At 60.8% G+C, this 23,327-nt stretch carries 19 protein-coding genes, 1 tRNA gene and 1 pseudogene; 8 read left to right on the top strand and 13 right to left on the bottom strand.

Going from position 1 to position 23,327, the window contains the following annotated elements; all coding sequences use genetic code 11:
* Positions 1-96: 96 nt before the first annotated feature.
* Positions 97-456 carry a hypothetical protein gene (locus tag ACK59L_RS06580; protein WP_409272527.1) on the bottom strand — a complete coding sequence of 120 codons (360 nt, stop codon included), beginning with the start codon at positions 454-456 and terminating at the stop codon, positions 97-99.
* 126 nt (positions 457-582) lie between these two features.
* On the opposite strand from ACK59L_RS06580, the gene ACK59L_RS06575 reads away from it, so the two are divergent.
* The 5 genes from ACK59L_RS06575 to ACK59L_RS06555 all read left to right on the top strand — a co-directional run bounded on the left by ACK59L_RS06575 (position 583) and on the right by ACK59L_RS06555 (position 4,550).
* A complete protein-coding gene (locus ACK59L_RS06575) occupies positions 583-1,161 on the top strand; it encodes a DUF2796 domain-containing protein (protein ID WP_409272525.1) in 579 nt (192 codons plus the stop codon).
* Entirely contained in the window at positions 1,162-1,872 is a 711-nt protein-coding gene (locus ACK59L_RS06570) for an ABC transporter ATP-binding protein (protein WP_409272523.1), read from the top strand.
* On the top strand, positions 1,872-3,137 hold the full coding sequence (locus ACK59L_RS06565; protein WP_058603965.1) for an ABC transporter permease: 1,266 nt from the start codon (positions 1,872-1,874) through the stop codon (positions 3,135-3,137). The genes ACK59L_RS06570 and ACK59L_RS06565 overlap by 1 nt, the downstream gene beginning before the upstream one ends.
* A 135-nt stretch (positions 3,138-3,272) precedes the next feature.
* Positions 3,273-3,758 (top strand): DUF3299 domain-containing protein, encoded by a 486-nt coding sequence (locus ACK59L_RS06560; protein WP_033737060.1) that lies wholly within the window; start codon positions 3,273-3,275, stop codon positions 3,756-3,758.
* A gap of 108 nt (positions 3,759-3,866) precedes the next feature.
* A complete protein-coding gene (locus tag ACK59L_RS06555) occupies positions 3,867-4,550 on the top strand; it encodes an OmpW family protein (protein WP_100852333.1) in 684 nt (227 codons plus the stop codon).
* An 87-nt stretch (positions 4,551-4,637) separates the two neighbouring features.
* Here the strand turns inward: ACK59L_RS06555 and ACK59L_RS06550 are convergent, their stop codons facing one another.
* Together ACK59L_RS06550 and ACK59L_RS06545 are read right to left on the bottom strand one after the other, a co-directional pair.
* Entirely contained in the window at positions 4,638-5,573 is a 936-nt protein-coding gene (locus tag ACK59L_RS06550; protein ID WP_058603962.1) for an NAD-dependent epimerase/dehydratase family protein, read from the bottom strand.
* The gene (locus ACK59L_RS06545) at positions 5,566-6,450 is read right to left on the bottom strand and encodes a sugar nucleotide-binding protein (RefSeq protein ID WP_033695074.1); all 885 of its coding nucleotides are present in this window, start codon (positions 6,448-6,450) and stop codon (positions 5,566-5,568) included. Before ACK59L_RS06545 ends, ACK59L_RS06550 begins: the two co-directional genes overlap by 8 nt.
* A gap of 418 nt (positions 6,451-6,868) precedes the next feature.
* Between ACK59L_RS06545 and ACK59L_RS06540 the strand changes: the two genes are divergently transcribed.
* Positions 6,869-7,708 (top strand): alpha/beta hydrolase, encoded by an 840-nt coding sequence (locus ACK59L_RS06540; RefSeq protein WP_409272520.1) that lies wholly within the window; start codon positions 6,869-6,871, stop codon positions 7,706-7,708.
* Positions 7,709-7,719: 11 nt separating this feature from the next.
* Here the strand turns inward: ACK59L_RS06540 and ACK59L_RS06535 are convergent, their stop codons facing one another.
* Positions 7,720-8,529 carry a helix-turn-helix transcriptional regulator gene (locus ACK59L_RS06535; RefSeq protein ID WP_058603960.1) on the bottom strand — a complete coding sequence of 270 codons (810 nt, stop codon included), beginning with the start codon at positions 8,527-8,529 and terminating at the stop codon, positions 7,720-7,722.
* A 178-nt stretch (positions 8,530-8,707) separates the two neighbouring features.
* On the opposite strand from ACK59L_RS06535, the gene ACK59L_RS06530 reads away from it, so the two are divergent.
* Together ACK59L_RS06530 and ACK59L_RS06525 are read left to right on the top strand one after the other, a co-directional pair.
* Complete coding sequence (locus ACK59L_RS06530) at positions 8,708-10,150, top strand: sodium:alanine symporter family protein (protein WP_058638680.1); 1,443 nt, start codon at positions 8,708-8,710, stop codon at positions 10,148-10,150.
* 135 nt (positions 10,151-10,285) lie between these two features.
* Positions 10,286-11,272, top strand: coding sequence for an asparaginase (locus ACK59L_RS06525; protein ID WP_100852337.1), 987 nt, complete (start codon positions 10,286-10,288; stop codon positions 11,270-11,272).
* 3 nt (positions 11,273-11,275) lie between these two features.
* Here the strand turns inward: ACK59L_RS06525 and ACK59L_RS06520 are convergent.
* From ACK59L_RS06520 to dinB, 9 genes and pseudogenes are all read right to left on the bottom strand, one after another.
* Positions 11,276-11,371 (bottom strand) — tRNA-Sec (locus ACK59L_RS06520).
* Between the two features lie 21 nt (positions 11,372-11,392).
* On the bottom strand, positions 11,393-13,300 hold the full coding sequence (gene selB, locus ACK59L_RS06515) for a selenocysteine-specific translation elongation factor (protein ID WP_409272516.1): 1,908 nt from the start codon (positions 13,298-13,300) through the stop codon (positions 11,393-11,395).
* On the bottom strand, positions 13,297-14,724 hold the full coding sequence (selA, locus tag ACK59L_RS06510) for an L-seryl-tRNA(Sec) selenium transferase (protein WP_409272515.1): 1,428 nt from the start codon (positions 14,722-14,724) through the stop codon (positions 13,297-13,299). Before selA ends, selB begins: the two co-directional genes overlap by 4 nt.
* A 155-nt stretch (positions 14,725-14,879) precedes the next feature.
* Positions 14,880-15,800 carry a formate dehydrogenase accessory protein FdhE gene (gene fdhE / locus ACK59L_RS06505; RefSeq protein WP_409272513.1) on the bottom strand — a complete coding sequence of 307 codons (921 nt, stop codon included), beginning with the start codon at positions 15,798-15,800 and terminating at the stop codon, positions 14,880-14,882.
* A gap of 4 nt (positions 15,801-15,804) precedes the next feature.
* Positions 15,805-16,461 (bottom strand): formate dehydrogenase subunit gamma, encoded by a 657-nt coding sequence (locus ACK59L_RS06500; RefSeq protein ID WP_409272511.1) that lies wholly within the window; start codon positions 16,459-16,461, stop codon positions 15,805-15,807.
* Positions 16,458-17,408, bottom strand: a complete 951-nt coding sequence (gene fdxH / locus ACK59L_RS06495) for a formate dehydrogenase subunit beta (RefSeq protein ID WP_409272509.1) — start codon at positions 17,406-17,408, stop codon at positions 16,458-16,460. The genes ACK59L_RS06500 and fdxH overlap by 4 nt, the downstream gene beginning before the upstream one ends.
* The gene (gene fdnG / locus ACK59L_RS06490; protein WP_409272507.1) at positions 17,408-20,476 is read right to left on the bottom strand and encodes a formate dehydrogenase-N subunit alpha; all 3,069 of its coding nucleotides are present in this window, start codon (positions 20,474-20,476) and stop codon (positions 17,408-17,410) included. Before fdnG ends, fdxH begins: the two co-directional genes overlap by 1 nt.
* 759 nt (positions 20,477-21,235) lie before the next feature.
* Positions 21,236-21,538, bottom strand: a pseudogene (locus tag ACK59L_RS06485) (transposase); the annotation flags it as partial.
* A 33-nt stretch (positions 21,539-21,571) separates the two neighbouring features.
* Positions 21,572-22,636 carry a DNA polymerase IV gene (dinB, locus tag ACK59L_RS06480; RefSeq protein WP_409272505.1) on the bottom strand — a complete coding sequence of 355 codons (1,065 nt, stop codon included), beginning with the start codon at positions 22,634-22,636 and terminating at the stop codon, positions 21,572-21,574.
* Between the last annotated feature and the right edge of the window lie 691 nt (positions 22,637-23,327).

Here is a 23,327-nt window from a genome sequence, read left to right as displayed (position 1 = left end):
CTCGGTACTAATCAGGCCCAGCACCTGTTGCCTGGGTTGCTCCGCCTTGCCCCGTGAGCCGGCCACTGACACGCTTGTCACGTCGTTCGAGGTCGTCTACGCCTTTTCGACGGCCTGCCACACATACACCGGCGTTTCGCCCTCACTGAACACCCGCACTTGCCGATGGTGCCGCAGCCGCACCAGCAGCCGCTTGGCTGCGCCAAAGTCCCCCGTGAGGCCCTGCAAATGCTCAAGCAGCTCAGGCCCCTCCATCCGGCCAGCCGTGCGCAATAATTCGCAGGCTACCCGCCACGGCCCATCATCCTTTGCTGCTGCGGGAGGCACCGCGGCAGCTGGCTGGGGTGTCGAAGCGGGGAGCTGTTCGGCTGGCCGTGCCAACTGCGCCCATTCCTGGGGATCAAGCTCGATGGTCAAGTCCACCGGCCACTTACCGATCGTTCCACGAATTCTCACTGCAGGTCCTCGCTCAAGTCATTGTCGCCATGCTACCGCAACATGAAACCTGAGCCACGAGGCTGGCGGCCTGCCAAACAATCGTTATAACATAACTACTCCTATAATCCGCTCCTGGAGTCGCCCATGCGTCGTCTGCTGCTAGCCTTGCCCTTCGCCTGCTTGCCATTGGCCATGACGGCCCATGCCCACGAAGAACATGAGCATGATCACGGCCATGGCACGCTTGCCGCCCATGAGCATGGCGTGGCCAAGCTCAATGCCGTGCTTGACGGCAATACCCTGGAGCTTGAGCTGGACAGCCCGGCGATGAACCTGGTCGGCTTCGAGCACATGGCCAGCAGCGATGCCGACAAGGCCAAGGTGGCCGCGGTGCGTCAGCAGTTGGAACAGCCCCTGAAGTTGTTCGCATTGACGGCGGCCGCGGGTTGCACACCAGACCAGCAAGAACTGCAAAGCCCGCTGTTTGGGGATGCCGCCAAGGCGGACGATGATGCCGACGAGCACGAAAAAGGCCACGTTCACAGCGACATCAACGCCCATTACCAACTCACCTGCACAGCGCCCGAAAAACTCACCCAGATCGACCTGTCGCCGCTGTTCAAGGCCTTCCCCGCCACGCAGAAAATCAATGTGCAATTGATCGGCCCGAACGGCCAGAAGGGGGTGGAAACCTCGCCAACCAAGGCTGTGGTCACACTCTGAATGAACCAGCCGCTGATCCACCTGCAAGGCGTGGCGTTCGCCTGGCCGGGACAACCGCCGTTGCTGGATATCCCAGCCTTTGAACTGCAAGCCGGTGAAGCCGTGTTTCTCAAGGGCCCAAGCGGCAGTGGCAAGACTACCCTGCTAGGCCTGCTCGGCGGGGTCAACCGGCCAGGCCGTGGGCGAATCCAACTGCTTGGGCAGGACTTGGCCCTACTCGGCCAAGGTGCCCGGGACCGTTTCCGTGTCGACCACACCGGCTATATCTTTCAGCAATTCAACCTGCTGCCGTTTCTCTCGGTGCGGGAAAATGTCGAGCTGCCCTGTCGTTTCTCGCGCAGCCGCGCCCAGCGTGCCGTCGAGCGCCACGGTAGCGTCGACCAGGCCGCCCGCGAATTGCTTGCCCACCTGGGCCTGGGCGATCCGCAGTTGCTCACGCGGCGAGCCGACAGCCTGTCGATCGGCCAGCAGCAACGCGTCGCCGCCGCCCGCGCCTTGATCGGCCAACCCGAGCTGGTGATCGCTGATGAACCCACATCAGCGCTGGATGCCGATACCCGCGAAGCGTTCATCGCGTTGCTGTTCGATGAATGCCGCGCGGCAGGCTCTAGCTTGCTGTTCGTCAGTCATGACCAGAGCCTGGCCCCGCTGTTCGACCGACACCTGTCCCTGGCCGAGCTCAATCGTGCCGCCAAGCCCCGGGAGGCATGATGTACCTGCTTCGCCTTGCCCTGGCCAGCCTGGCCAACCGCCGCTTCACCGCCTTTCTGACCGCGTTTGCCATCGCCTTGTCGGTTTGCCTGCTGCTGGCCGTCGAGCGGGTGCGCACCGAAGCTCGCGCCAGCTTTGCCAGCACCATCAGTGGTACTGACCTGATTGTCGGTGCACGTTCAGGTTCGGTGAACCTGCTGCTGTACTCGGTGTTTCGCATCGGCAATGCCACCAACAACATACGCTGGGACAGCTACCAGCACTACGCCCAGGACCCACGGGTGAAGTGGGCGATCCCCATCTCGCTGGGCGACTCGCACCGCGGCTACCGGGTGATGGGCACCACCGGCGCCTATTTCGACCACTATCAGTACGGGCGCAAGCAGCACCTGGCGTTGCGCGAGGGCCGGGAATTTGCCGACGATCCTTTCGAAGTGGTACTGGGCGCGGAGGTTGCCGACGCCTTGCACTACAAGCTGGGCGACAAACTGGTGCTGGCCCATGGCGTAGCGGCGATCAGCCTGGTCAAGCACGACGACAAACCATTTACCGTGGTCGGTGTACTCAAGCGCACCGGCACGCCGGTTGACCGCACCTTGCACATCAGCCTGGCCGGCATGGAGGCGATCCATATCGACTGGCACAACGGCGTGCCGGCCCGAGGTGCGGGACGCATCAGTGCAGAACAGGCGCGTGGCATGGATCTGCAACCCGCTGCGATCACGGCATTCATGCTGGGCTTGAACAACAAGATCGCTACCTTCAGCCTGCAGCGCGAAATCAATGAATACCGCAGCGAGCCGCTGTTGGCGATTTTGCCGGGGGTGGCGTTGCAAGAGTTGTGGAGCCTGATGGGCACTGCCGAACAAGCCCTGTTCGTGGTCTCGCTGTTCGTTGTGCTGACCGGGCTGATCGGCATGCTCACGGCGATTCTTACCAGTCTGAACGAGCGCCGCCGAGAAATGGCGATCCTGCGCTCGGTAGGTGCACGACCATGGCACATCGCCGGGCTGCTGGTACTTGAGGCTCTGGCGCTGGCAACGGCCGGGATCGTTGCCGGGCTTGGCCTGCTGTACGCCGGCATCGCCCTGGCCCAGGGTTACGTGCAGGCCAACTATGGCTTGTACCTGCCATTGGCCTGGCCCAGCACGCATGAATGGTCGTTGCTGGCTATCATCCTTGGCGCAGCGCTGTTGATGGGCAGCGTTCCGGCATGGCGAGCCTATCGGCAGTCGTTGGCAGATGGCTTGTCGATCCACCTTTGAGAGCCTGTGATGATCCGATTTCTCACTGCCTGCTTCGGGGCTCTCCATGCGCTTGCAAGCGCATGGACATGCCGTATGGGGGCCCGCCTACCAACCGGTAGCCCCGCCCGGCGCCTGCTTTTTTCGCTGCTCGTGATGCTTGCGGTACCTGCGTGGGCATCGCAGCCCAGAGAGCTCGACTGGCCCGCCCTGATCCCCGAAGGCGCACCGGTCGTCGCGCCGCAACTGGCGCCCCTGCATGACATGTCGCAGCTCAGCGATGCACTGTCTGCCGAGTCCGCCCCGGCCGCGCGCCAGCAGGCGCCTGCTGCACCCGTGGTGAACAGCCTCGATGGCCAGCAGATCAAGCTGCCGGGCTACATCGTGCCGCTGGAGGTCAATGAGCAAGGCCGCACCACCGAATTTCTGCTGGTGCCGTACTACGGTGCGTGCATCCACGTGCCCCCGCCCCCGTCGAACCAGATTGTGCACATCGTCAGTGAAATGGGCGTACGGGTCGAAGATCTGTATCAGCCCTACTGGATAGAGGGCACGATGCATGTCAAACCCTCGAGCAGCGAACTGGCTGAGGCGGGTTACCAGATGGAAGCCGAGAAGATCTACGCCTACGAACTCAGATGAGCCTTCCGAAGGCCGGTGCAGACGCTTCTTTGAGCTGGGTCAAACTTTCTGTTTAGTTGCATCCGTACCATTGGACTACACGATTATCAACGTCCTTTGGGAGCTTCCATGAACAAGTCCTTGCTCGGTGCCTCACTCGTGGCCCTGGCACTCACCGCCCCGGCTGCGCACGCTTATCAACCCGGTGATTTCATCGTACGTGCTGGCGCCATCACCACTGCGCCCAACGAGAGCAGCAGCGACCTGAAGTTCGACGGCAACAAAGTGGCAGGCACCAAGGCGACCCTGGACAGCGATACCCAGCTGGGTCTGGCATTCGCCTACATGCTCACCGACCACATTGGCCTGGAATTGCTGGCAGCCACGCCGTTCAAGCACACGGTAGGGGTGAAAGGGCTGGGCGGTGGGCTGGATGGCAAGCTAGCCGACATCAAGCAACTGCCGCCGACCCTTTCGTTGCAGTACTACCCGATGGAGGCGTCGTCGAAGTTTCAACCCTATGCGGGCGTGGGCATCAACTACACCTTGTTCTTCGATGAAGACCTGAGCAGCAACCGCAAGCAACAAGGGTTCAGCAACCTGAAACTGCAGGATTCGGTCGGGTTCGCCGGCCAGCTGGGCATGGACTACATGATCACCGATAACCTGCTGGTCAACGCCGCTGTCTGGTATGTGGACATCGACACCAAGGCCAGCGTGAACGGCCCGAGCGCCTTGGGCTATAGCAAGACCAAGGTCGACGTGGACGTGGACCCTTGGGTCTACATGGTCGGCCTGGGCTACAAGTTCTGATCGAGCGCTGTAAAACACACGGGGCGGCCAAGGCCGCCCCGTTTCGTTACTGTCGTACTGAGCGCCGGACTGGGCGCCCATCGGTTGCTAACGGAGCTTGCCCAACAACCGGGACAGCCCCTCCACCATCGAGGTGGCCCGCTTGAAGTCGAAGCGAGCCAGCAACCGCCTGTTGTCCGCACGCGAATGGCGGATGTCGCCCGAGCGCGGCGTGGTATAGCTGACTGCGGGCAAGCTGCCCACCACCTGCTGGAGCGCAGCGAGCATCTGGTTCAGTGACGTGGCCTGGTTGAGACCGATGTTCACGGCCCCCTCCTCGACCTGCGCTTGCTCGAGCGCCTGCACCATGACCTGTACCAGGTCACCTACATACAGGAAGTCCCGCGTCTGCTCGCCGTCACCGAACACGGTGATTGGCTGACCTTGCAGTGCACGCTCGCTGAAGATGCTGATGACGCCCGAATAAGGCGAGGAAGGGTCCTGCCGCGGCCCGAAGATGTTGAAGAACCGGAATATCACAGGCTCAAGCCCATGCTGGCGCCGGTAGAAATCCAGGTACTGCTCACTGGCCAGCTTGTCCACGGCATACGGTGTCAGCGGCGCCTTGGGCGTATCTTCGGCAATGGACTGGCCTTCACCGTTGTTGCCGTAGACCGCTGCACTGGACGCGAACAACACGCGGCGCACCCCGTGAACACGCATGGCTTCGCACACGTTGAGCGTGCCGATGAAATTGCTCTGGTGCGTGCGCACCGGATCGTCGACCGAAGCCTGCACCGAGGCCACCGCAGCCAGGTGCACCACGGCCTGGCAGCCTGCCGCTGCGCGTTGGACCAGTTCGGCGTCGGCAACGTCCCCCTCGACAAGCTCAAGCAGGGGGTGGCCCAGTTGCAGGTTGTCGCGCTTGCCCGTGGAGAGGTCGTCGACAATGCGCACGGCGTAGCCACGCGCCAGCAAGGCGTCGCTCAGGTGAGAGCCGATGAAGCCGGCACCGCCGGTGATCAGGATGGGGGCATCAGCCATGGCGATAGAACCGGTCCAGAAGAGGCGGCAAGCCTGCACGCCAGGCACGGGGCTTGATACCGAAGGTGTGAAGGATTTTCTTGCAGGCCAGCACTGCGTTCTGCGGCTCTTCGCTGGCATCCGGGCGCGCGGCATGGGCCTGCGGCGTTGGCGTCTGCACCGCGAGTTGTCGATGCTGGCCGGCCTCGGCGAGGATCGCCTGGCCTAGCGCCACAGGCGTGGTCGCTTCGTTCCCGGCGTAGTGGTAGGTACCCCACAACGGCGAATTGCAGTCCAGTTGCTTGAGCACCGAGAGAATGACCCTGGCCGCATCGTCGACGGGTGTCGGGTTGCCACGCCGATCATCGGCCAGCAGCAATTCCTGGGGTAGCTCGGCGCGCGTCAGGAAACGGCCAAGCAGGCCATCGATACTTTCGTCCAGCACCCAGCCGAACCGCAACAGCACATGTTGCGGGCAGGCCGCACGCACGCTTTGTTCGATACGCCAGAGCGCCTGCCCGCGCAGGCCAAGCGGCAATGGCTCGTCCTTTTCGCTGTAGGCGGTGGCACGCGAGCCATCGAACACGCGGTAGCTCGAGGGCTGGACCAGCGTGATCTGGTGGTGCTGGCACAACTCTGCCAGCCGCTCCACGGCGCGTTCCTGAAGCGCCAGACGCTGCTCGCTGACCGACTCGGCCTGGAACCAGTCGAAGTAATACGCCAGGTTGACCACGGCGTCGGGACGATGATCGTCGAGCAACTGGGTGAGGCTGGCAGGCGCCCAGCCCTCCTCTGGAGGGCGCGGCGCCATGAAAGCGATGTCCTCCTCGGCCCCAAGACGAATCAGCGCTTGCCCGAGGGCATTGCCACCACCCAACAGCATTAGGCGCATACGCATAGAGTCAGCAGATCCGGAGGTTGTAAGGGAAAGCGGCCATTTTGCGGTTTCCGGGCGGGGAAGTCCAACGTGGGGCATGCGGATGCTGCAAGTGGTGGCAGTGCCGACGCCCCAAAAACGATGGAAAAAATCATTCGGAGAAAAGCCCTACGATGCATTAGGCAATGACTGACTTCCACACCTCAGCGAAAGGGCTTTGAATTGCAGATTCGGCTGGCCTCAGTAGTGCTGAAGAGGGCCCTTGCTGCCTTGTTAGATGCACAGCTAGCCAAGCACAGGCAGCGCGCTACGCTCTTGGTCATGTTCGTAAAACCGCGGTTGGTAAGCGGCTGCATCCTCATGCTGCTCGAACTGCTTACCGAGCCGCACAACCCTATCAGTAACTGGCTAACACGCCTTTCGTAGAGACTGTTCGCACATGCAAGCCTACTCCTGCGGGCGCCTGAAATGGCAATATGAAGAACCCGCTCCAGGCATGGAATGGTTTATCGACGAAGGATTCGGAAGCTACGAACAACAGGCCCGTCTGCTAGTACCCGATCTGCAACGCGCAGCACCTGTTTTTGTACTGGCGGGCGCTCGGTCCGATTTTACTCGGCTCAATCCACTGCTCTACCGCCTACAGGCTGCAGGTATCGGCTCGCTCACGGCGAACTTGTCAGGGCATAGTCTAGCCAGCGCACCAGGTGCAGCAGCGCCTTCGCTGGTTATAAACCTTGAAGAAGCATGGCGCTTTCATTCGCATATCGCACTTGAGTGCCGAACGTTGATTGGTCACAGCCTCGGCGCAGCCTTGGCATTGAAAATGGCAGCACAGTTGCCGCATGTGGACACGCTTATCCTTGTCTGCCCTGCGATCTATCCAGACAGCGCCCACTCACTGCCATTTGGCCCGGCATTTTCGGCGGCCATCAGAAAGCCCTTCGCATTTTTCGATTGCGACAGCTACCTCTTTCTTGAAGGATTTCCGGGCCGAGTGCTGTTGCTGATCGGCGAGCACGATGGGCTTGACTCGCGTCATTTCTCAAGACCCCCTGGCACAGGCGCGGGCCACGTGTGGCACGCAGGCGCAGAACGGTACAGCCCCATACCTGCAGAACTAATCAGCGCCCTAACACGCTCGACTGCGCCAGAGCGTTTTCAGTGCCTCATTCTTGAAAACTGCGACCACGGCATCCCCTCCTATTTGCGGGCCAACCCGGATATCGCCGATCAGATCACAAGCATTGTGACGGACTTCATTCTCGATGCTGTTTAACGAATTGCTCCCTACTCGACTTCAAACAACCCATTCCTGAGCGGGCCCACATCCAACCGCTCGCGGATGTCTTCATCTATGCGGGGGTCATCAGGCCGGTACAGTTTTACCTGGCGGTAGGCGTTGATGCGATTGATCTCTTGCCCCAGGTACTCCCACACCACTCGGGTACAGGCGGGATTGCGCCGGTCGCCGCTGGACACGCCGGCCTTGAGGCCGTTGAGGCGGGTGATACGGCTCTTGAAGCTGGGGATGAGAATGGTCTGGCTCATCTCGTTGTAGGTAAGCGATTCGTAGTCGATCAGGAACACCCGGTCCTGCAACTGGAAAGCAGCCCCCAGGTACCGACAACGCACTTCGGCATGCTGGTCCGTTGCGCTCGACCGCTCCTGCCGCTCCTGGCGCTCGAACAGAAAGCGCCCGCCCTCCTCCCACAGATGCACCAGTGATACCAGGACCGTACCCGGCACCGACATGCAATTGGAGTACTCGAAGTAATACCCGCAGTAACGCGACAGGTTGCCCGCGTGATCATGCAGAGGCCGAAACAGCTCGCTGATCGGATCGCCGGTTTGCTCAACCGAGGACGGTACTCGCGCGCCGATCAAGCGTGAAAACTGATCGGCGGGCAGGTCGAGCTCGTATTCCTCCACCCCGAAGAAATCGCCAATGCGTTTGAGGTTGTAAGCCGTCGGACGGCTTTGCCCGCTCAGGTATTTGTTGAACTGGGCGCGATTGATCGACAGTTGGCGGCAAACTTCGGAGATAGAGCGGTAGTGGCTGCAAGCCAGCTTGAGATTGGTAGCGAAATGCTCGCTCATGACAAAGGCCTACGTGACGCGAATGGCGCCAGTTTAGCATCAACTCGCATCAATTAAGACCAAGCCGCGAAATTGTAACGACTCTTGTCATGGCCAACCATGCGCCCCAACGAATAGCGGCACGCCTGCCGGCCGCTGGTCTTTCCACACGAAGAATAAGAATCGAGGTCATTTTCCAATGCTCGAAGTACTCAACGATTTCCTTTCGGGGAAACTGCTCATCGTGCTGATCGTGGGGCTGGGTAGCTACTTCACCCTCCGTTCCCGGTTCGTCCAGTTCCGCCACTTCGCACACATGTTCGGTGTGTTCAAGGAATCGCTGCGTGGCCAGGCAGGCCAACTGAGTTCATTCCAGGCCCTGATGCTGAGCCTGGCCGGCCGCGTGGGCGCCGGTAACATTGCTGGGGTCGGCATCGCCGTGACCCTGGGCGGCCCAGGTGCCGTGTTCTGGATGTGGGTCACCGCGCTGGTGGGCATGTCGAGCAGCTTCTTCGAATGTACCCTGGCCCAGGTGTACAAGCGCGCCGACGGCGATGGCCTGTACCGTGGCGGCCCGGCCTACTACATTCAGCATGGCCTGAAGTACAAGGGCATGGCGATCGTCTTCTCGATCCTGCTGCTGGTCACCTATGGCTTCGCCTTCATTGGCCTGCAGTCGTACACCGTGACCCATTCGCTTCAAAACGCCTTCCACTTCGATCCGCGCCACACCGGCATCGTGCTGGCAGTACTGCTGGCCATCACCTTCATTGGTGGCATCAAGCGCATCGCGGCGGTGTCCGACCTGCTCGTACCGATCAAGACCTTGGCCTACATCGGCGTGACCCTGTACGTGATCGGCACCCAGATCGAACACGTGCCGGCCATGCTCGAGACCATCTTCAAGAGCGCTTTCGGTCTTGACCCGGCGTTCGGCGGCCTGCTGGGCAGCGCCATCGTCATGGGCGTGAAGCGTGGCGTGTTCGCCAACGAAGCCGGCCTTGGCAGTGCACCGAACGTAGCCGCCGTCGCAGCCGTGAAGCACCCAGGTGCCCAGGGTGTGGTACAGGCGTTCAGCGTGTTCCTTGATACGTTCGTGATCTGCACCTGCACCGCGCTGCTGATCCTGCTGTCGGGCTTCTACACCCCTGGCTTCGAGGGTGACGGCATTGTCCTGACCCAGAACTCGCTGGCAGCCGTGGTAGGCGACTGGGGCCGTATCTTCGTGAGCGTGGCGCTGTCGCTGTTCGTGTTCACCTGCATCCTCTACAACTACTATCTGGGCGAGAACAGCCTGCAGTTCCTCAGCCGTAACCGGGCTGTATTGATGGGCTTCCGTGCCCTGGTACTGGCATTGGTCGTGTGGGGCTCGATGCAGGACCTGACCACCGTGTTCGCCTTCGCCGACATCACCATGACGTGCCTGGCCTTCGTCAACCTGATGGCCCTGGCCCTGCTGTTCAAGGTCGGCCTGCGTGTGATGCGCGACTACGATGACCAGCGCAAGGCTGGCATCAAGCAGCCCGTGTTCGATTCGGCCAAGTTCGCCGACCTGGACCTGGACCGCAATGCATGGCCTGCCAACCCGCAGGTGGAAACAGCCGCTGACAAAGCTGTCGGCCAGGCTCAGCCGCTGCGCTGATAGGCTGACATCGCCAGCCGCCCCAGCGAGGGTTGTGCCAGTTGGTTGAGTCACCAGGGGCCGCATTGCGGCCCCACTAGCCTTCCCTCCCAAAGCGCGGCTCTTCTTTCCCGCTCATCGCTACGGACGCTTTCCATGCGCGCAGTAAAGAACCTCCTCGTGCTCTACACCGGTGGCACCATCGGCATGCTCGAAACCCCGGAAGGCCTCGCCCCATCCGGCGGCTTCGAGTCCCGCATGCGCGATCATTTCGCCGTGATGGCCGACGCCCCCGAAGTCACCTGGACGCTCCAGGAACTGGACCCACTGCTCGACAGTGCCAACATGCAGCAGCACAACTGGCTGGCGATGCGTGATGCGATCGTCGATGCCGTGCGGGTCCGTGACCATGATGCGGTACTGGTACTGCATGGCACCGACACCCTGGCCTACAGTGCAGCGGCGCTGTCGTTCCTGTTGCTGGGGCTGCCGGTTCCCATCCTGCTGACCGGCTCGATGCTGCCGGCAGGCGCACCTGGCAGCGATGCCTGGGACAACCTGTGCGGTGCACTGCGCCAGTTCGATCATCCCCTTGAAGCGGGCGTGCAACTGTACTTCGCGGGGAAGCTGCTGCACGGTTGCCGCGCCTCGAAGCTGCGCAGCGAAGCGTTCGATGCCTTTGCAGCCCTGCCGCGCCATCGCCAGAGCGAGCACGTAGCCCCCTTGCCGGCACACTTGGGTTACCAGCAGCCCCGTCAGCGCGTAAACCTTGCGGTCGTGCCGGTGTTCCCTGGTTTGCAGGCAGGTCATCTGGACGCTTTGCTCAACAGCGGCGTGCAGGGCTTGTTGCTGGAATGCTATGGCAGCGGCACTGGGCCGTCCGATGATCAGGCGCTGCTCGACACCTTGCGTGCAGCACGCGAGCGTGGGGTCATGTTGGTGGCCATTTCCCAGTGCCCGGAAGGCGACGTGGTCTTTGATACCTACGCCGCCGGTAGCCGCCTGCGGGCAGCAGGCCTGGTCAGCGGGGGCGGCATGACGCGGGAGGCGGCCCTTGGCAAGATGTTCGCGCTGTTGGGTGCCGGGCTGGACGTGGATGAGGCCGAGCAGTGGTTTGCCCTGGACCTGTGCGGCGAACGCTAGAAGTGGCGGAAGGCAGCGGGAGTCGAACCTGCCCGGGAACGGATGCCGTCCCCAACCGGGTTTGAAGCCCGGCCGCGCCACCGGGCGCGATTGCCTTCCTTGAAGTGGGTGCCTGGCCTGCTAGCGGGCCAGGGCACTGTCACTGCGGATGTACCGCTGATCGCCGACCCTGCGGGTCAGGCCGATCCGGTCGAAATACTCCAGAATCTGCACACTGCGCTTGCGACCGATGCCCAACATATCGCGAAATGCAGCAACCTGCACTACCGGCGTGTCACCCATGTGACGCTGCAGCAGGTCTGCCATGCGCTGTAGGGTCGGTTCTGGGTAGAACAGGTCCCGCACCACCTGGTGCAGCAGCCCCAGGCGCGCGAGCTTGCGCAGTAGCAGGCGTACATCGGCCTCAGCGCACTTTTCCTCGCTCGCCAACGTCCTGACCCAAGGCGGATCGTAGGCTGCGGCCAGCAGCCTGGGCTGCAGGCGGGCCCAGAGCGCCTCATCTGCGGCACTGAGCTGGACCTGATGATCAGGCAAGTGCAGCCAGGGGCCGCTGCTGGCCACTGCGCCCTCGGCCAGCAACTGCTCAAGTAAACTGACGAACCCCGGTCTGTCCAATGGCAACGCCGCGAAACGGCGCAGCCTGTCACGGTCCGGGCCCAATTGATCGGGCTCCTGCTCATGAAAGGCCGCCAGTTGGGCCAGCACACGTTGCTTGAGCGCCTGCCATTGGCTTGCGGCGAACAGCAACTGGCCCTGGCGGGTGGCGATCACGAGTACGTCGTCGGGTAATTGCCAGCTGTCACGCAGGCGATTGAACTGTCGCTCCAGGCGCTGTGGGTCCAGCCCACCCGGTGCGCTGGCAAGCAAACCCGGCAAGGCCTGCTCAAGGCCCGCACAGTCGCGCAGCACCTGCAACTGTTGCAGCCTTTCGGCGCTGCGGCGTTGTCGACTGGGGGCGAACGGGTCCAGGACCGTGCCGCCGCCAAGCGTGTACTGAGCGCGCTGATCGCGCAGCACCAGGCGGTCGCCATGCACCGCTTGCAAGGGGGCGTTGAGCAGCAACTGTGCGAACATGCGCTGCCCGGCCGCCAAGCTCTGCCCTTCGAGTAAAGCCACCCTGGCAGTTACGTCCTGGGTGCCCAAGTGCACGTGCACCGCACTGAAATGCTCGAAGGCACGGGCTTGGCCGGGCAGCAGGCTCAAGTCAATATCGATGCGGGTGCTGGACGCGTGCAACCACTGCGGCACCAGCCAATCTCCTCGGCGTATCTGGTCCACCGCCAGGCGCTCGGCGGCTATGTTGAGCGCCACACGCTGCCCTGCCTCCGCCACCAGCGCGGGCTGATTCTGGGCATGCAAACCGCGCACCCTCACCGGCCTGCCGGCCTTGCCCAGCAGCAACGTATCGCCAGCGGTGACCCGCCCTGCCAGCGCCGTGCCGGTCACCACTACCCCCGCGCCCGTGACGGCGAACGCCCGGTCCACGGCAAGGCGAAAGCCTCCGGCCACACTGCGGCGGCGGGCATGGGGCGCTGCCGCCAGCAAGGCCTGGCGCAAGGCGTCGATACCGGTGCCCGCGGTACTGGATACGGGAAATTGCGGCGCGTCGGCATACGGGCCAGGCGCCAGCAGTTGGCTGACTTGCTGCTTCACCGCTTCCACGCGTGCGGGCTCGACCCGGTCGCACTTGCTGATGGCCACCAGCGCCTGGGGAATGCCCAACAGTTCGATGATCGCCAGGTGCTCGCGGGTCTGCGGCATGACCCCATCGTCTGCCGCCACCACCAGCAGCACCAGGTCTATACCGTGAGCACCAGCCAGCATGTTGTGGACAAATCGCTCATGGCCCGGCACGTCGATGAAGCCCGTCAGTGGTGCCTGCTCGGCCAGCGACGCGTAGCGATAACCCAGGTCGATGGTCATGCCACGGGCCTGTTCCTCCTGGCGGTGGTCCCCGGCCTGGCCCGTAAGCGCTTGCAGCAGCGCCGTCTTGCCGTGATCGATGTGCCCGGCGGTCCCGACAATCACTGCAAGGCCCCCAATTGCAGGCCTGGCAGCTGCGCCAGCCATTGGGGTTCATCGTCCAGCTGGCGCAGGTCCAGCCACAGTGCATCGTCGTCGATGCGCCCAAGCACCGGCACCGGCAACTCGCGCAGCGCGCGTTCCAGGGCATGCAGGCTGCGCCCGCGCAGACGCTTGGAAACCTGCGGACGCAGGCACAAGGCGGCGCTGGGCAAGCGTGCGACAGGCTGGCTGCCGCTGCCGATCATGCCCAGCGTCGGCTGTACGCTGACGCACCACTGCTCGCCCAGGCAGGTTTGCAACGCTGGCGCCACGCGCAGGGCCTGGGTGTGAATCTCTGCCTGGGCACGCGTGAGCAGGCGCAGGCTGGGCAGGCGCTCGGCCAGGCGATCAGGATTGCGGTACAGCGCCAGCACGGCCTCCAGGGCGGCCAAAGTGATTTTGTCCACGCGCAAGGCGCGCTTGAGCGGGTTCTTCTTGATCCTGGCGATCAAGTCCTTGCGCCCGACGATGATCCCCGCTTGCGGGCCGCCCAGCAGCTTGTCGCCACTGAAGGTGACAATGTCGGCGCCATCGCTTAATGCCTGGCGCACCGTCGGTTCGGCCGGTAGGCCCCAGCGCGTGAGGTCCAGCAGGCTGCCACTGCCCAGGTCCTCGAGTAGCGGCAGGCCGTGCTGGCGGGCAATACGGGCCAGCTCCATGGTGGGTACCTGGGTGGTGAAGCCCTGGATGCTGTAGTTGCTGCAGTGCACGCGCATCAGCAACCCGGTGCGCGGACTGATGGCCGCCTCGTAGTCGCGGGCGTGGGTGCGGTTGGTGGTGCCGATCTCATGCAACCTGACGCCAGCCCGGGCCATGATGTCGGGTATCCGAAAGGCGCCACCGATCTCGATCAGTTCGCCACGGGAGATGATGCCTTCCTTGCGAGCGCCCAGGCTGTTGAGCGCCAGCAACACAGCGGCTGCATTGTTGTTCACCACGGTGACGGCCTCGGCGCCGGTCAGTTCGCGGATCAACCCCTCGATCAGGTCATCGCGATCACCGCGCTTGCCCGTGCTCAAGTCAAACTCGAGGTTCAGCGGGTAGCGCGCTGCGCACTCCATGGCCTCGATGGCTTCTTCAGGCAGCAAGGCGCGGCCCAGGTTGGTGTGCAACACCGTGCCGGTGAGGTTGAACACGCGGCGAACCTGGCTGCGCTGGTTGACATCGAGGCGTTCGCCGGCGCGGCCCAGCAGTACCTCGGGCGCCACCTCGGCAGCACCGAGCTGGCCATTGCGGACGAGGTCGCGCAAATCGTCCAGCAAGTGCCGCAAGGTCGACAGAACAGCTTCACGGCCGTAACGCTCGATCAGCGCTAGACAAGCCGGGTGGCGCAGGAGTGTATCGATGGAAGGCAGGCGAGGCGTGACGCTGGCTAAGCTGGAGGACATGCGGTACTACCTTGGACGGGTCCATTGTCTGCTGGCCTTGTGGAAGGCAAGCGACGGTAACGCAGACATCCGCAGGTTCGAGAACCTTCGAAATCCGTGTCAAGGGCGCTTGCCTGCGCAAGGCAACTCGGTCTCACAGTGTAGACAATCAACCGCTAGCCGGGCGAGACCATCAGGTTGGGTGCCAGACGATGGTACCCCTCCTCGTCCAGGCGCATGTCCAGGGCCAGGCTGGCCAGGTCGTCGGCCAAGGCTTCGGCTGCTGCGTCATTTTCCAGGTAGTGTTGCTTGAGGTAGCTGTTGCACCCTGGGCAACACTCGGCACGCAGCGGCGCCTTGCCGGGCCCGTGACGGTCATCGTCGAGCGCGCTGTAGCGCAGGTCTTTGCTGGAGTCGCAATACACGCACTTGACCCGCACCACGTGCCACTCGCAGGCGCACAACGAACAGGCAAGGTAACGCAAGCCGTTGTGCTTGCCACGGTTGCGTACCACGCCCGCCATGGCCGGCGAACCGCATGCCGGGCATTGGGCAAGGCTGGCAGCGGGCTTGAGTTCGGTGCTTGGCAGTGCCAGCAACCAGCTTGACCAGGCAGCCTGCAGGGCTGCGCCCACGAACGGCACCAGTGCAGGGGGCACGGCATCGTACTGGCCGCTGAGCAGGGCAATTGCCCAACCCTTGCGCTGGGTATCGTCACTGATGCGCAGCGTGTGCAGTGCTTCTTGCAGCGGGCCTTGGCCCGGCTCATTGAAATGATCGAGCAGCGCCTGCAACCAACCCAGCCATGCGCCTTCGCGCACAAGACTGTCAGCCGCCAGGGGCGGTAGCCCGTGACTTATGCACAGGCGTTGGCGCTCCTGGGCAACAGGCAGCGCGCTAGGCGGGTTATCCACAAGCTGCTGCTGGATTCGGCATAGCCGTGCGATCAACAGCAAATAGTCGCCCATGGCATGGCCCTGGGCCAGGCGCTCCAGGCGAGCCGCCCGCACGTCGAAGAGGTTGCCTGGCGGCAGGTGCAGAAACGGCGGCATGACGGCCGACGCTTCGATCTGCCCAGGTTCAAGTATGGTACTCAAGCGTTCATCCTTCTTTTCGTCGGTGCTCGGTTGGCGTTTTGTCACCGGTCACGTCGCGATACCACAGTTCATGATGCTTGCGCGCCCAGGCCCGGCTGACCCAGCCATGCAGCATGGCGCCTACCGACCCCTTGATCCAGATACCGGCATAGATGTGCACGATGATGCTGAGCACCAGCACGAACGCCGCGAAGGCATGCAGCAAGGTGGCCAGGCGTATGGCGCCGATGTCGAAGAAGTGACTGAAGTAGGCGCGCCAGATCACCACCCCACTGACCATCAGGATCAGCATGCACACCAGCAGCGTCCAGAACAGCAGCTTCTGCCCGGCATTGTACTTGCCGATGGCAGGCACCCCTTCCTCCTGGTTGCGCATGACCCGATCGATTCTGCGCAACCACAGGCGGTCGTTGGCGGTAATGAAGTTGGCACGCCAGAAACGCACCACCAGGCCCAGGAAGAACACGAACATCGCCACACCCAGGAAAGGGTGCAGGATGCGCGTCCATGGCCCGCCGCCGAACAGATTACTCAGCCAGAACAAGGCGGGGTGAAACAGCGCCAGCCCCGACAGGCCCGCCAGACAGAACAGGATTGCCACTATCCAGTGGTTGCTGCGCTCGTTGGCGTTGTAACGCAGGATAGGCTTGTTGTCGTTCATGGCCGCTGCTCCCCTTGCCCATCGGGCTTGTTCGGGTCGAACACATGCACTGCCGGGTCTACCTGGTGCACGATGGTGTCGGACGCTGCAGGCTGCTCGTCCTCCTCGACACGCTGCGGCCCGACCCGTACATAGTGGAAGAAGCCGGCCAGTACCGCAGCCCCCATGGCCAGCAAGGCCAAAGGCTTGGTGAAGCCCTTCCACAGCCCCACCAGCGGGCTGATCACCGGCTGGTCCGGCAGCCCGGCATACAGCTTGGGTGTATCGGCATGGTGCAGTACGTACATCACATGGGTCCCCCCTACGCCATCAGGGTCGTACAGCCCAGCGTTCTCGTAGCCTCGGGACTTGAGGTCGACGATGCGTTCATCGGCATGCACCTTCATCTCGTCCTTGCTGCCGAAGACGATGGCGCCGGTCGGGCAGGTTTTCACGCAGGCTGGCTCCAGTCCTACGCTGACGCGGTCGGAACACAGGGTGCACTTGTAGGCCTTGTGGTCCTTTTGCGAAATGCGCGGGATATTGAACGGGCAGCCGGTGATGCAGTAGCCGCAGCCTATGCAATGGTCCTGGTTGAAGTCGACGATGCCGTTGGCGTGCTTGATGATTGCACCGGGGCTTGGGCACGCCTTCAGGCAACCGGGGTCTGCGCAGTGCATGCAGCCATCCTTGCGGATGAGCCACTCCAGGTTGCCGTCGTCGCGCTCGTGCTCGGTAAAGCGCATCAATGTCCAGGTTTCGGCGCTCAGGTCCTGAGGGTTGTCGTAGGTCCCGTGGTTGTGCCCAACCTCGTCGCGCAACTCGTTCCATTCCGAACACGCTACCTGGCAGGCCTTGCAGCCGATGCACTTGGTGGTGTCGATCAGCTTGGCAACCTGCTCCTGCTCGCGTACCGAAGGCGGCACGGTGGTGGTGGCCGACCGGGCGATGATGTCTTGGCTGGCCATCAGAGTTTCTCCACTTTGACGAGGAACGACTTGGACTCCGGTGTCTGGGTATTGCCATCACCCAGGAACGGTACCAGGGTGTTGGTCAGGTACCCGTGCCGCGTGGACCCGGTAAAGCCCCAGTGCAGCGGGATGCCGATCTGATGCACCGTCTGGTTGTTGACCTGCAGCGGACGTATCCGCTTGGTCACCACCGCAACGGCATCGATATGCCCGCGCTTGCTCGACACACGCACCCTGTCGCCCGCCTTGATGCCTTTTTCATTGGCCAGTACTTCACCAATCTCGACGAACTGCTCAGGCTGGGCAATGGCGTTGAGCCGGCAATGCTTGCTCCAGAAGTGGAAATGCTCGGTCAGGCGGTAGGTGGTGGCCGCGTATGGGAATTCATCATGTGTGCCCAAGGTGTCCCACACTGAATCGAAGATGCGCCCTGCCGGGTTGCTGACCACCTTCTTGTTGTTCGGGTGCAGGGGGTTGATGCCAATCGGTGTTTCGAAAGGCTCATAGTGCTCGGGGAACGGCCCTTCGGCCATCTTGTCGATGGCAAAGAAACGCGCCACACCCTCGGGGTTCATGATGAACGGGTTCATGCCCGCTTCCGGCGGCGAATCGACCTTGAAATCAGGCACGTCGGTCCCGCCCCATGCCTTGCCGTTCCACCAGACCAGACGCTTCTTCTCCGGATCCCAGGGCTTGCCTTGCGGGTCGCTGGAAGCACGGTTATAGAGAATGCGTCGGTTGGCCGGCCACGCCCATGCCCAGTTCTGCACCTGATGCATGCCATAGGGGTCGCTGTTGTCGCGGCGCGCCATCTGGTTGCCCTGCTCGGTCCAGCAGCCGGCGAAGATCCAGCAACCAGAAGCCGTGCTGCCGTCGTCCTTGAGCTGGCCGAAGCCCGACAGTTGCTGACCGGACTTGACGGTCGCACCGGTCGGGTCGGTGAAGTCCGTCACGGCCCAGCCGTTCATCTCCTTCGCCAGTTCCTCAGGCGACGGCTCTTCGGCGATCTTGTACGGCCAGTGGATGTTCAGCAGTGGATCGGGGTAGGCCCCCCCTTCCTTCTGGTACCGCTGCCGCAAGCGCAGGAACAGCTCGCTCATGATCTGCACGTCAGTGCGGGTTTCACCCGGGCCGTCGGCGCCTTTCCAGTGCCATTGCAGCCAGCGGCTGCTGTTGACCAGCGAGCCATCCTCTTCGGCGAAGCAGGTGGTGGGCAGGCGGATCACCTCGGTCTGGATACCGGCCGTGTCCACATCGTTGAACGGCCCCACGTTGCGCCAGAACTCGGATGTCTCGGTGGCCAACGGGTCCATGACCACCAGCCACTTGAGCTTGGCCAGTGCCGCGGTCACGCGGTTCTTGTCAGGGAGGGCGGCAATCGGGTTGAAACCCTGGCACATGTAGCCGTTGACCTTGCCTTGGCTCATCATCTCGAACATGCGCAGCACGTCGTAGGCAGGCACGTCGAGCTTGGGCAGCCAATCGTAGCCCCAGTTGTTCTCGGCGGTGGCGTTGGGGCCGTACCAGGCTTTCATGAGGCTGACGTGGAACTTGCCGTAGTTCTGCCAGTAGGACAGCTGCCCCGGGCGCAGCGGCTTGGATGCACGCTTGTCGATGAACGCGACGTAGTCCTGCTCGGCGTCGCCGGCAAGCGTCAGGTAACCCGGCAGAGAGTTGGATAGCAACCCCAGGTCAGTCAAGCCCTGAATGTTGGAGTGACCACGCAAGGCATTCACGCCCCCACCTGGCATGCCGACGTTGCCCAGCAACAGCTGCACCATCGCCGCGCTGCGGATGATCTGCGCGCCGATCGAATGCTGCGTCCACCCCAGCGCATACAGGATCGTCATGGTCTTGCCCGGCGCCGAGCATGTCGCGATTTCTTCCCACACCTTCATCATGGCGTCCTGCGGCATGCCACAGGTCATGCTCGCCAATTCCGGGGTGTAGCGGCTGTAGTGCTGCTTCATCAGCTGGAATACACAGCGTGGGTGCTGAAGTGTCGGGTCTACCTTGGCAAAACCGTCCTCGCCCAGCTCGTAACCCCAGCCAGACTTGTCGGCATAAATGCGCTTGCTCTCGTCATAGCCGCTGAACAGGCCATCCTCGAAGCCATAGGTGTCCTTGACGATGAAGGATACGTCGGTGTAGTTGCGCACATACTCGTGCTGGATCTTGTCATTGCTCAGCAGGTAATTGATCAACCCACCCATGAACGCGATGTCGGTGCCAGTACGGATAGGCGCGTAGTAATCGGCCACCGAAGCGGTACGGGTAAACCTTGGGTCGACCACGATCAGCCGCGCCTTGTTGTGCGCTTTGGCCTCGGTCACCCATTTGAAGCCGCACGGATGCGCTTCTGCTGCGTTGCCACCCATCACCAGGACCAGATTCGCATTAGCGATATCGGACCAGTGGTTGGTCATGGCGCCACGGCCGTACGTCGGGGCAAGACTTGCCACCGTCGGGCCATGTCAGACACGTGCTTGGTTATCGAACCCCAGCATGCCTGTTGCGCGAACGACCTTGTGAGTCAGGTAGCCGGCCTCGCTGGAGGCGGCGGAAGCGGCAAGAAAACCGGTGGTGAGCCAGCGGTTGACCGTCTGCCCCTGGGCGTTTTTCTCAATGAAGTTCGCGTCGCGGTCTTCCTTCATCAAGGTGGCCACGCGATCGAGCGCTTCGTCCCAGCTGACGCGTACCCACTCGTTGCTACCCGGCTTGCGTACTTCGGGGTACTTGAGGCGGCTGGGGCTATGGATGAAGTCGAGCAGACCCGCGCCTTTGGGGCAAAGGGTGCCGCGGTTCACCGGATGGTCGGCGTCACCTTCGATGTGAATGATGTTCTGCTTGACGTTCTTGCCCGCATCGCCCTGGCTGTACAGGATCAAGCCGCAGCCGACCGAGCAGTAGGGGCAGGTGTTACGGGTTTCCTTGGTATGCGCCAGCTTGAAGTGGCGCACTTGCTCGGCGAACGCAGGCGTAGGGGCCATGCCCAGCGCCGCAAGGCTCGAGCCTCCAAGGCCGACGGCGGCGACCTTGAAGAATTGCCGACGGTTGAGATCCATCGTGCACTCCTGATCAGATTTGGACGCACGGAACGTGGCCGGCGCCTCTTGGTAGTCACGGTGACAGCGGTTTGAGGACCGCCAACAGGTAAGACTAGCAAGGAATCGAAAAGGTGCGATGACGTAGGTCAGGTAGGCTGAAGATAGATCATTCGTCTTAGCACATTTCCCAACCTTCACGCTGGGAATGGAGTACGTCGTTAGGAGGTAAATATCCGATGGGATCGAAAAAACCTAGGGCAGTGCTACTCCTAACAAGAATATCGGATAGCAATTTTCATTAAATAGTGTTGTCGAACAGTGAAGGTTCAAACCAATAGTGGTTTTCCCAAGTTGATTTCACTGATCCGGTATCTTTAGTAAGGCCCGCTTATTGACAGATGGCCGAACAACCCCTTTGACAGACACTGCGAACAAGCGGAAAACTGCTGCAGTCATTGCGTGTACTCGGGTCTACTCATGCCACCATTGCTCGGTAGGGGAGACCGCTCCACAGACAGCTGTAATACCTGAGAGTTGCTGCCCCTGGCCTACATCGCTGGAGCCACTAGTGGCAATCGGCGGGAAAGCATCTCTCCATCATACACTTGACTTCAGAACAGGAATCGACACCTGCTGATGGTCGACTCAGCAGCTTAAAAAGCTTGCCAGGAACGGTAATTTGCCTTATTGAAAGAGACAACAATGATTCTTCCAAGAGCGACCACCTAAAATCACAAAATAGGCCGACTACAAAGGGTCAAGTTTATCGGGAGCAAAATCAAAAACCCAGGTACTCAAATCAATAAGTCCTTCTTGGTTGAGCCTAATGTCGAGCCTGTTCAGTACTAACTCTAATGTTCCGTCATCCCGCCAGTCACGAAATCGCTGATAGACGGTGGACCAAGAGCCGAATCGTGTAGGGATGTCACGCCAGGCAGCGCCTGAGCATAAGACCCACATTATGCCATTTAGCATCAAACGATCGTCGTTACGAGGCCGCCCTGCCCCAGTTGACACTGGTGAAACCAAATCTATAACCTTCCGCCACGCCGCGTCAGGAAGTTCGTATCGTCTTACCATACAGGCCTCCAGCTCAATTTCAGGATGCCGCCACTACCATGGAAGCTCTAGTTGCATGACATCCGTGGGTTTATTCTTTATTTTCACAGACAGCCCAATCAACCGCACTGCTCGCTCCTGTCGCCTTGTGTTCCAAAGGGTTCGACAAAGAGAATAAACGGTATCCTTGCAAAGATAGGACGCTGGGGCCTCCGTTGAAGATACTGTAAAGTCAGCAAACTTAAGCTTGACAAGGTTTTTGATGACATAATGATTAGCATCAACTAGTGGAGAAAGCTTATTCTCAAGTTCTAGGAAGAGACTTTCTAGCTCTCTGAAGCACACCTCATACTCTAAGCAGTCAAATGGTAGCGTTCTTTCAACTCCATGAGATCTTACATCGCTAACTTTCTCCTCCACCTCATCAATACCTTGACAGCGCTCCCATACGTAGAAACCATGAACACCTAAGTACCGCAGCAATACTGGTATTTTTGCTTCGGTTAAATCCTTGCACAAGCGGCACCCTAGATTCTGTAATACAGCATATGTTTTAGGACCGACTCCAGGAATTCTTCTTATATCAAGCTCATGCAAAAAGTCGTTGACTTCGCCTGGAGAAATAACGTATGTACCATTTGGCTTGTTAACCTCAGACGCAATTTTAGCAAGGTACTTTAACGGTGCTACCCCAGCAGAAGCTGTCAAAGAAAGCTCACGCTCAATCGCTGAGCGAATTTCATTTGCCATCAACGTGGCAGAACCCTTGCAATGCAGTTGACCTGTTACATCGAGCGTCGCTTCATCAAGCGAAAGAAAATACACCCTGTCTGTGTACCTACGGAATATCTCGTCCATTTTCCTTGTGACAGCTTCATATGCCTCAAATCGACATGGCAGTAGAACCAAGCTGGGACAAATTCTGTAAGCTGTTGCCGTAGCCATGCCACTTTTGACGCCATATTCTCTGGCTACGTAGTTCGCAGTGCTTATTACACCACGCTCTGCCGCAGCACCACCCACAGCCACGGGTTTTGAATGAAGGTGCGGTGCGTTGAGGAGCTCAACAGATACAAAAAATGAGTCCATATCAATATTGATAAATTTCTTCACGATCATGATTGCTCCATGCGGTGTTTACGTTGCCTTTCTTCGTACGATACCTAGCGCTCAGATATTGAGAAAGAGAGGAGCCCCCGTAGTGGTCGCGTGGTCAGTCGAAAGATCATTGAGTAGTTGTAGAAAAATTGTCGTCTCCCAAACAACAAAGTTTAACCTCGTCATTGACGTATGTGCCGTCCGGAGCAATGAACTTGTAACGAGACAGTAGAAACGCCTCCTGGCTGACCTCGCTGCTGGCGTGAAGTCGGGCACTTATTGCAAACAGGACGCCACTCACACTGAATATTGGCCCAGGGTACATCTGTATGTACTGCAGAAAGGTAGGGCCTACCAGTGTGTTGTACGTAATCGTTTCAGGGCCTAGAACGAGCGTACCGAAGCCCACCTAGGCGATGATGATACCTATTGCCATACGAACCAGTCAGCATATTCAGCACCTCTGTCGCGACCCTTGAGATATGCCGCGTCGTCATCGCTGAACCCCGAAACATGATAGTCCCCAGTCGACGCTGTCAGTGTTATCTCCCGCTGTTCAGTTCCTGGTTGCATGAGCCTCTCCTTGTGAAAGCTGAGATACTAATCAATATCGGCACTGCATAGTCGGTGTCACGCAAACTTGGGAAATACCTTACTAAAGAAGGAGAAAGTTCATTGAGTACTGTTCGTACTCGCCAACAACCTTAATAGT

The organism is Pseudomonas sp. KCJK9111 (assembly GCF_046231935.1).
GTDB classification, from domain to species: domain Bacteria; phylum Pseudomonadota; class Gammaproteobacteria; order Pseudomonadales; family Pseudomonadaceae; genus Aquipseudomonas; species Aquipseudomonas parafulva_B.
The sequence above is the reverse complement of the archived record's forward strand: the minus strand, read 5'-3'. Positions and strand labels throughout refer to the sequence as shown.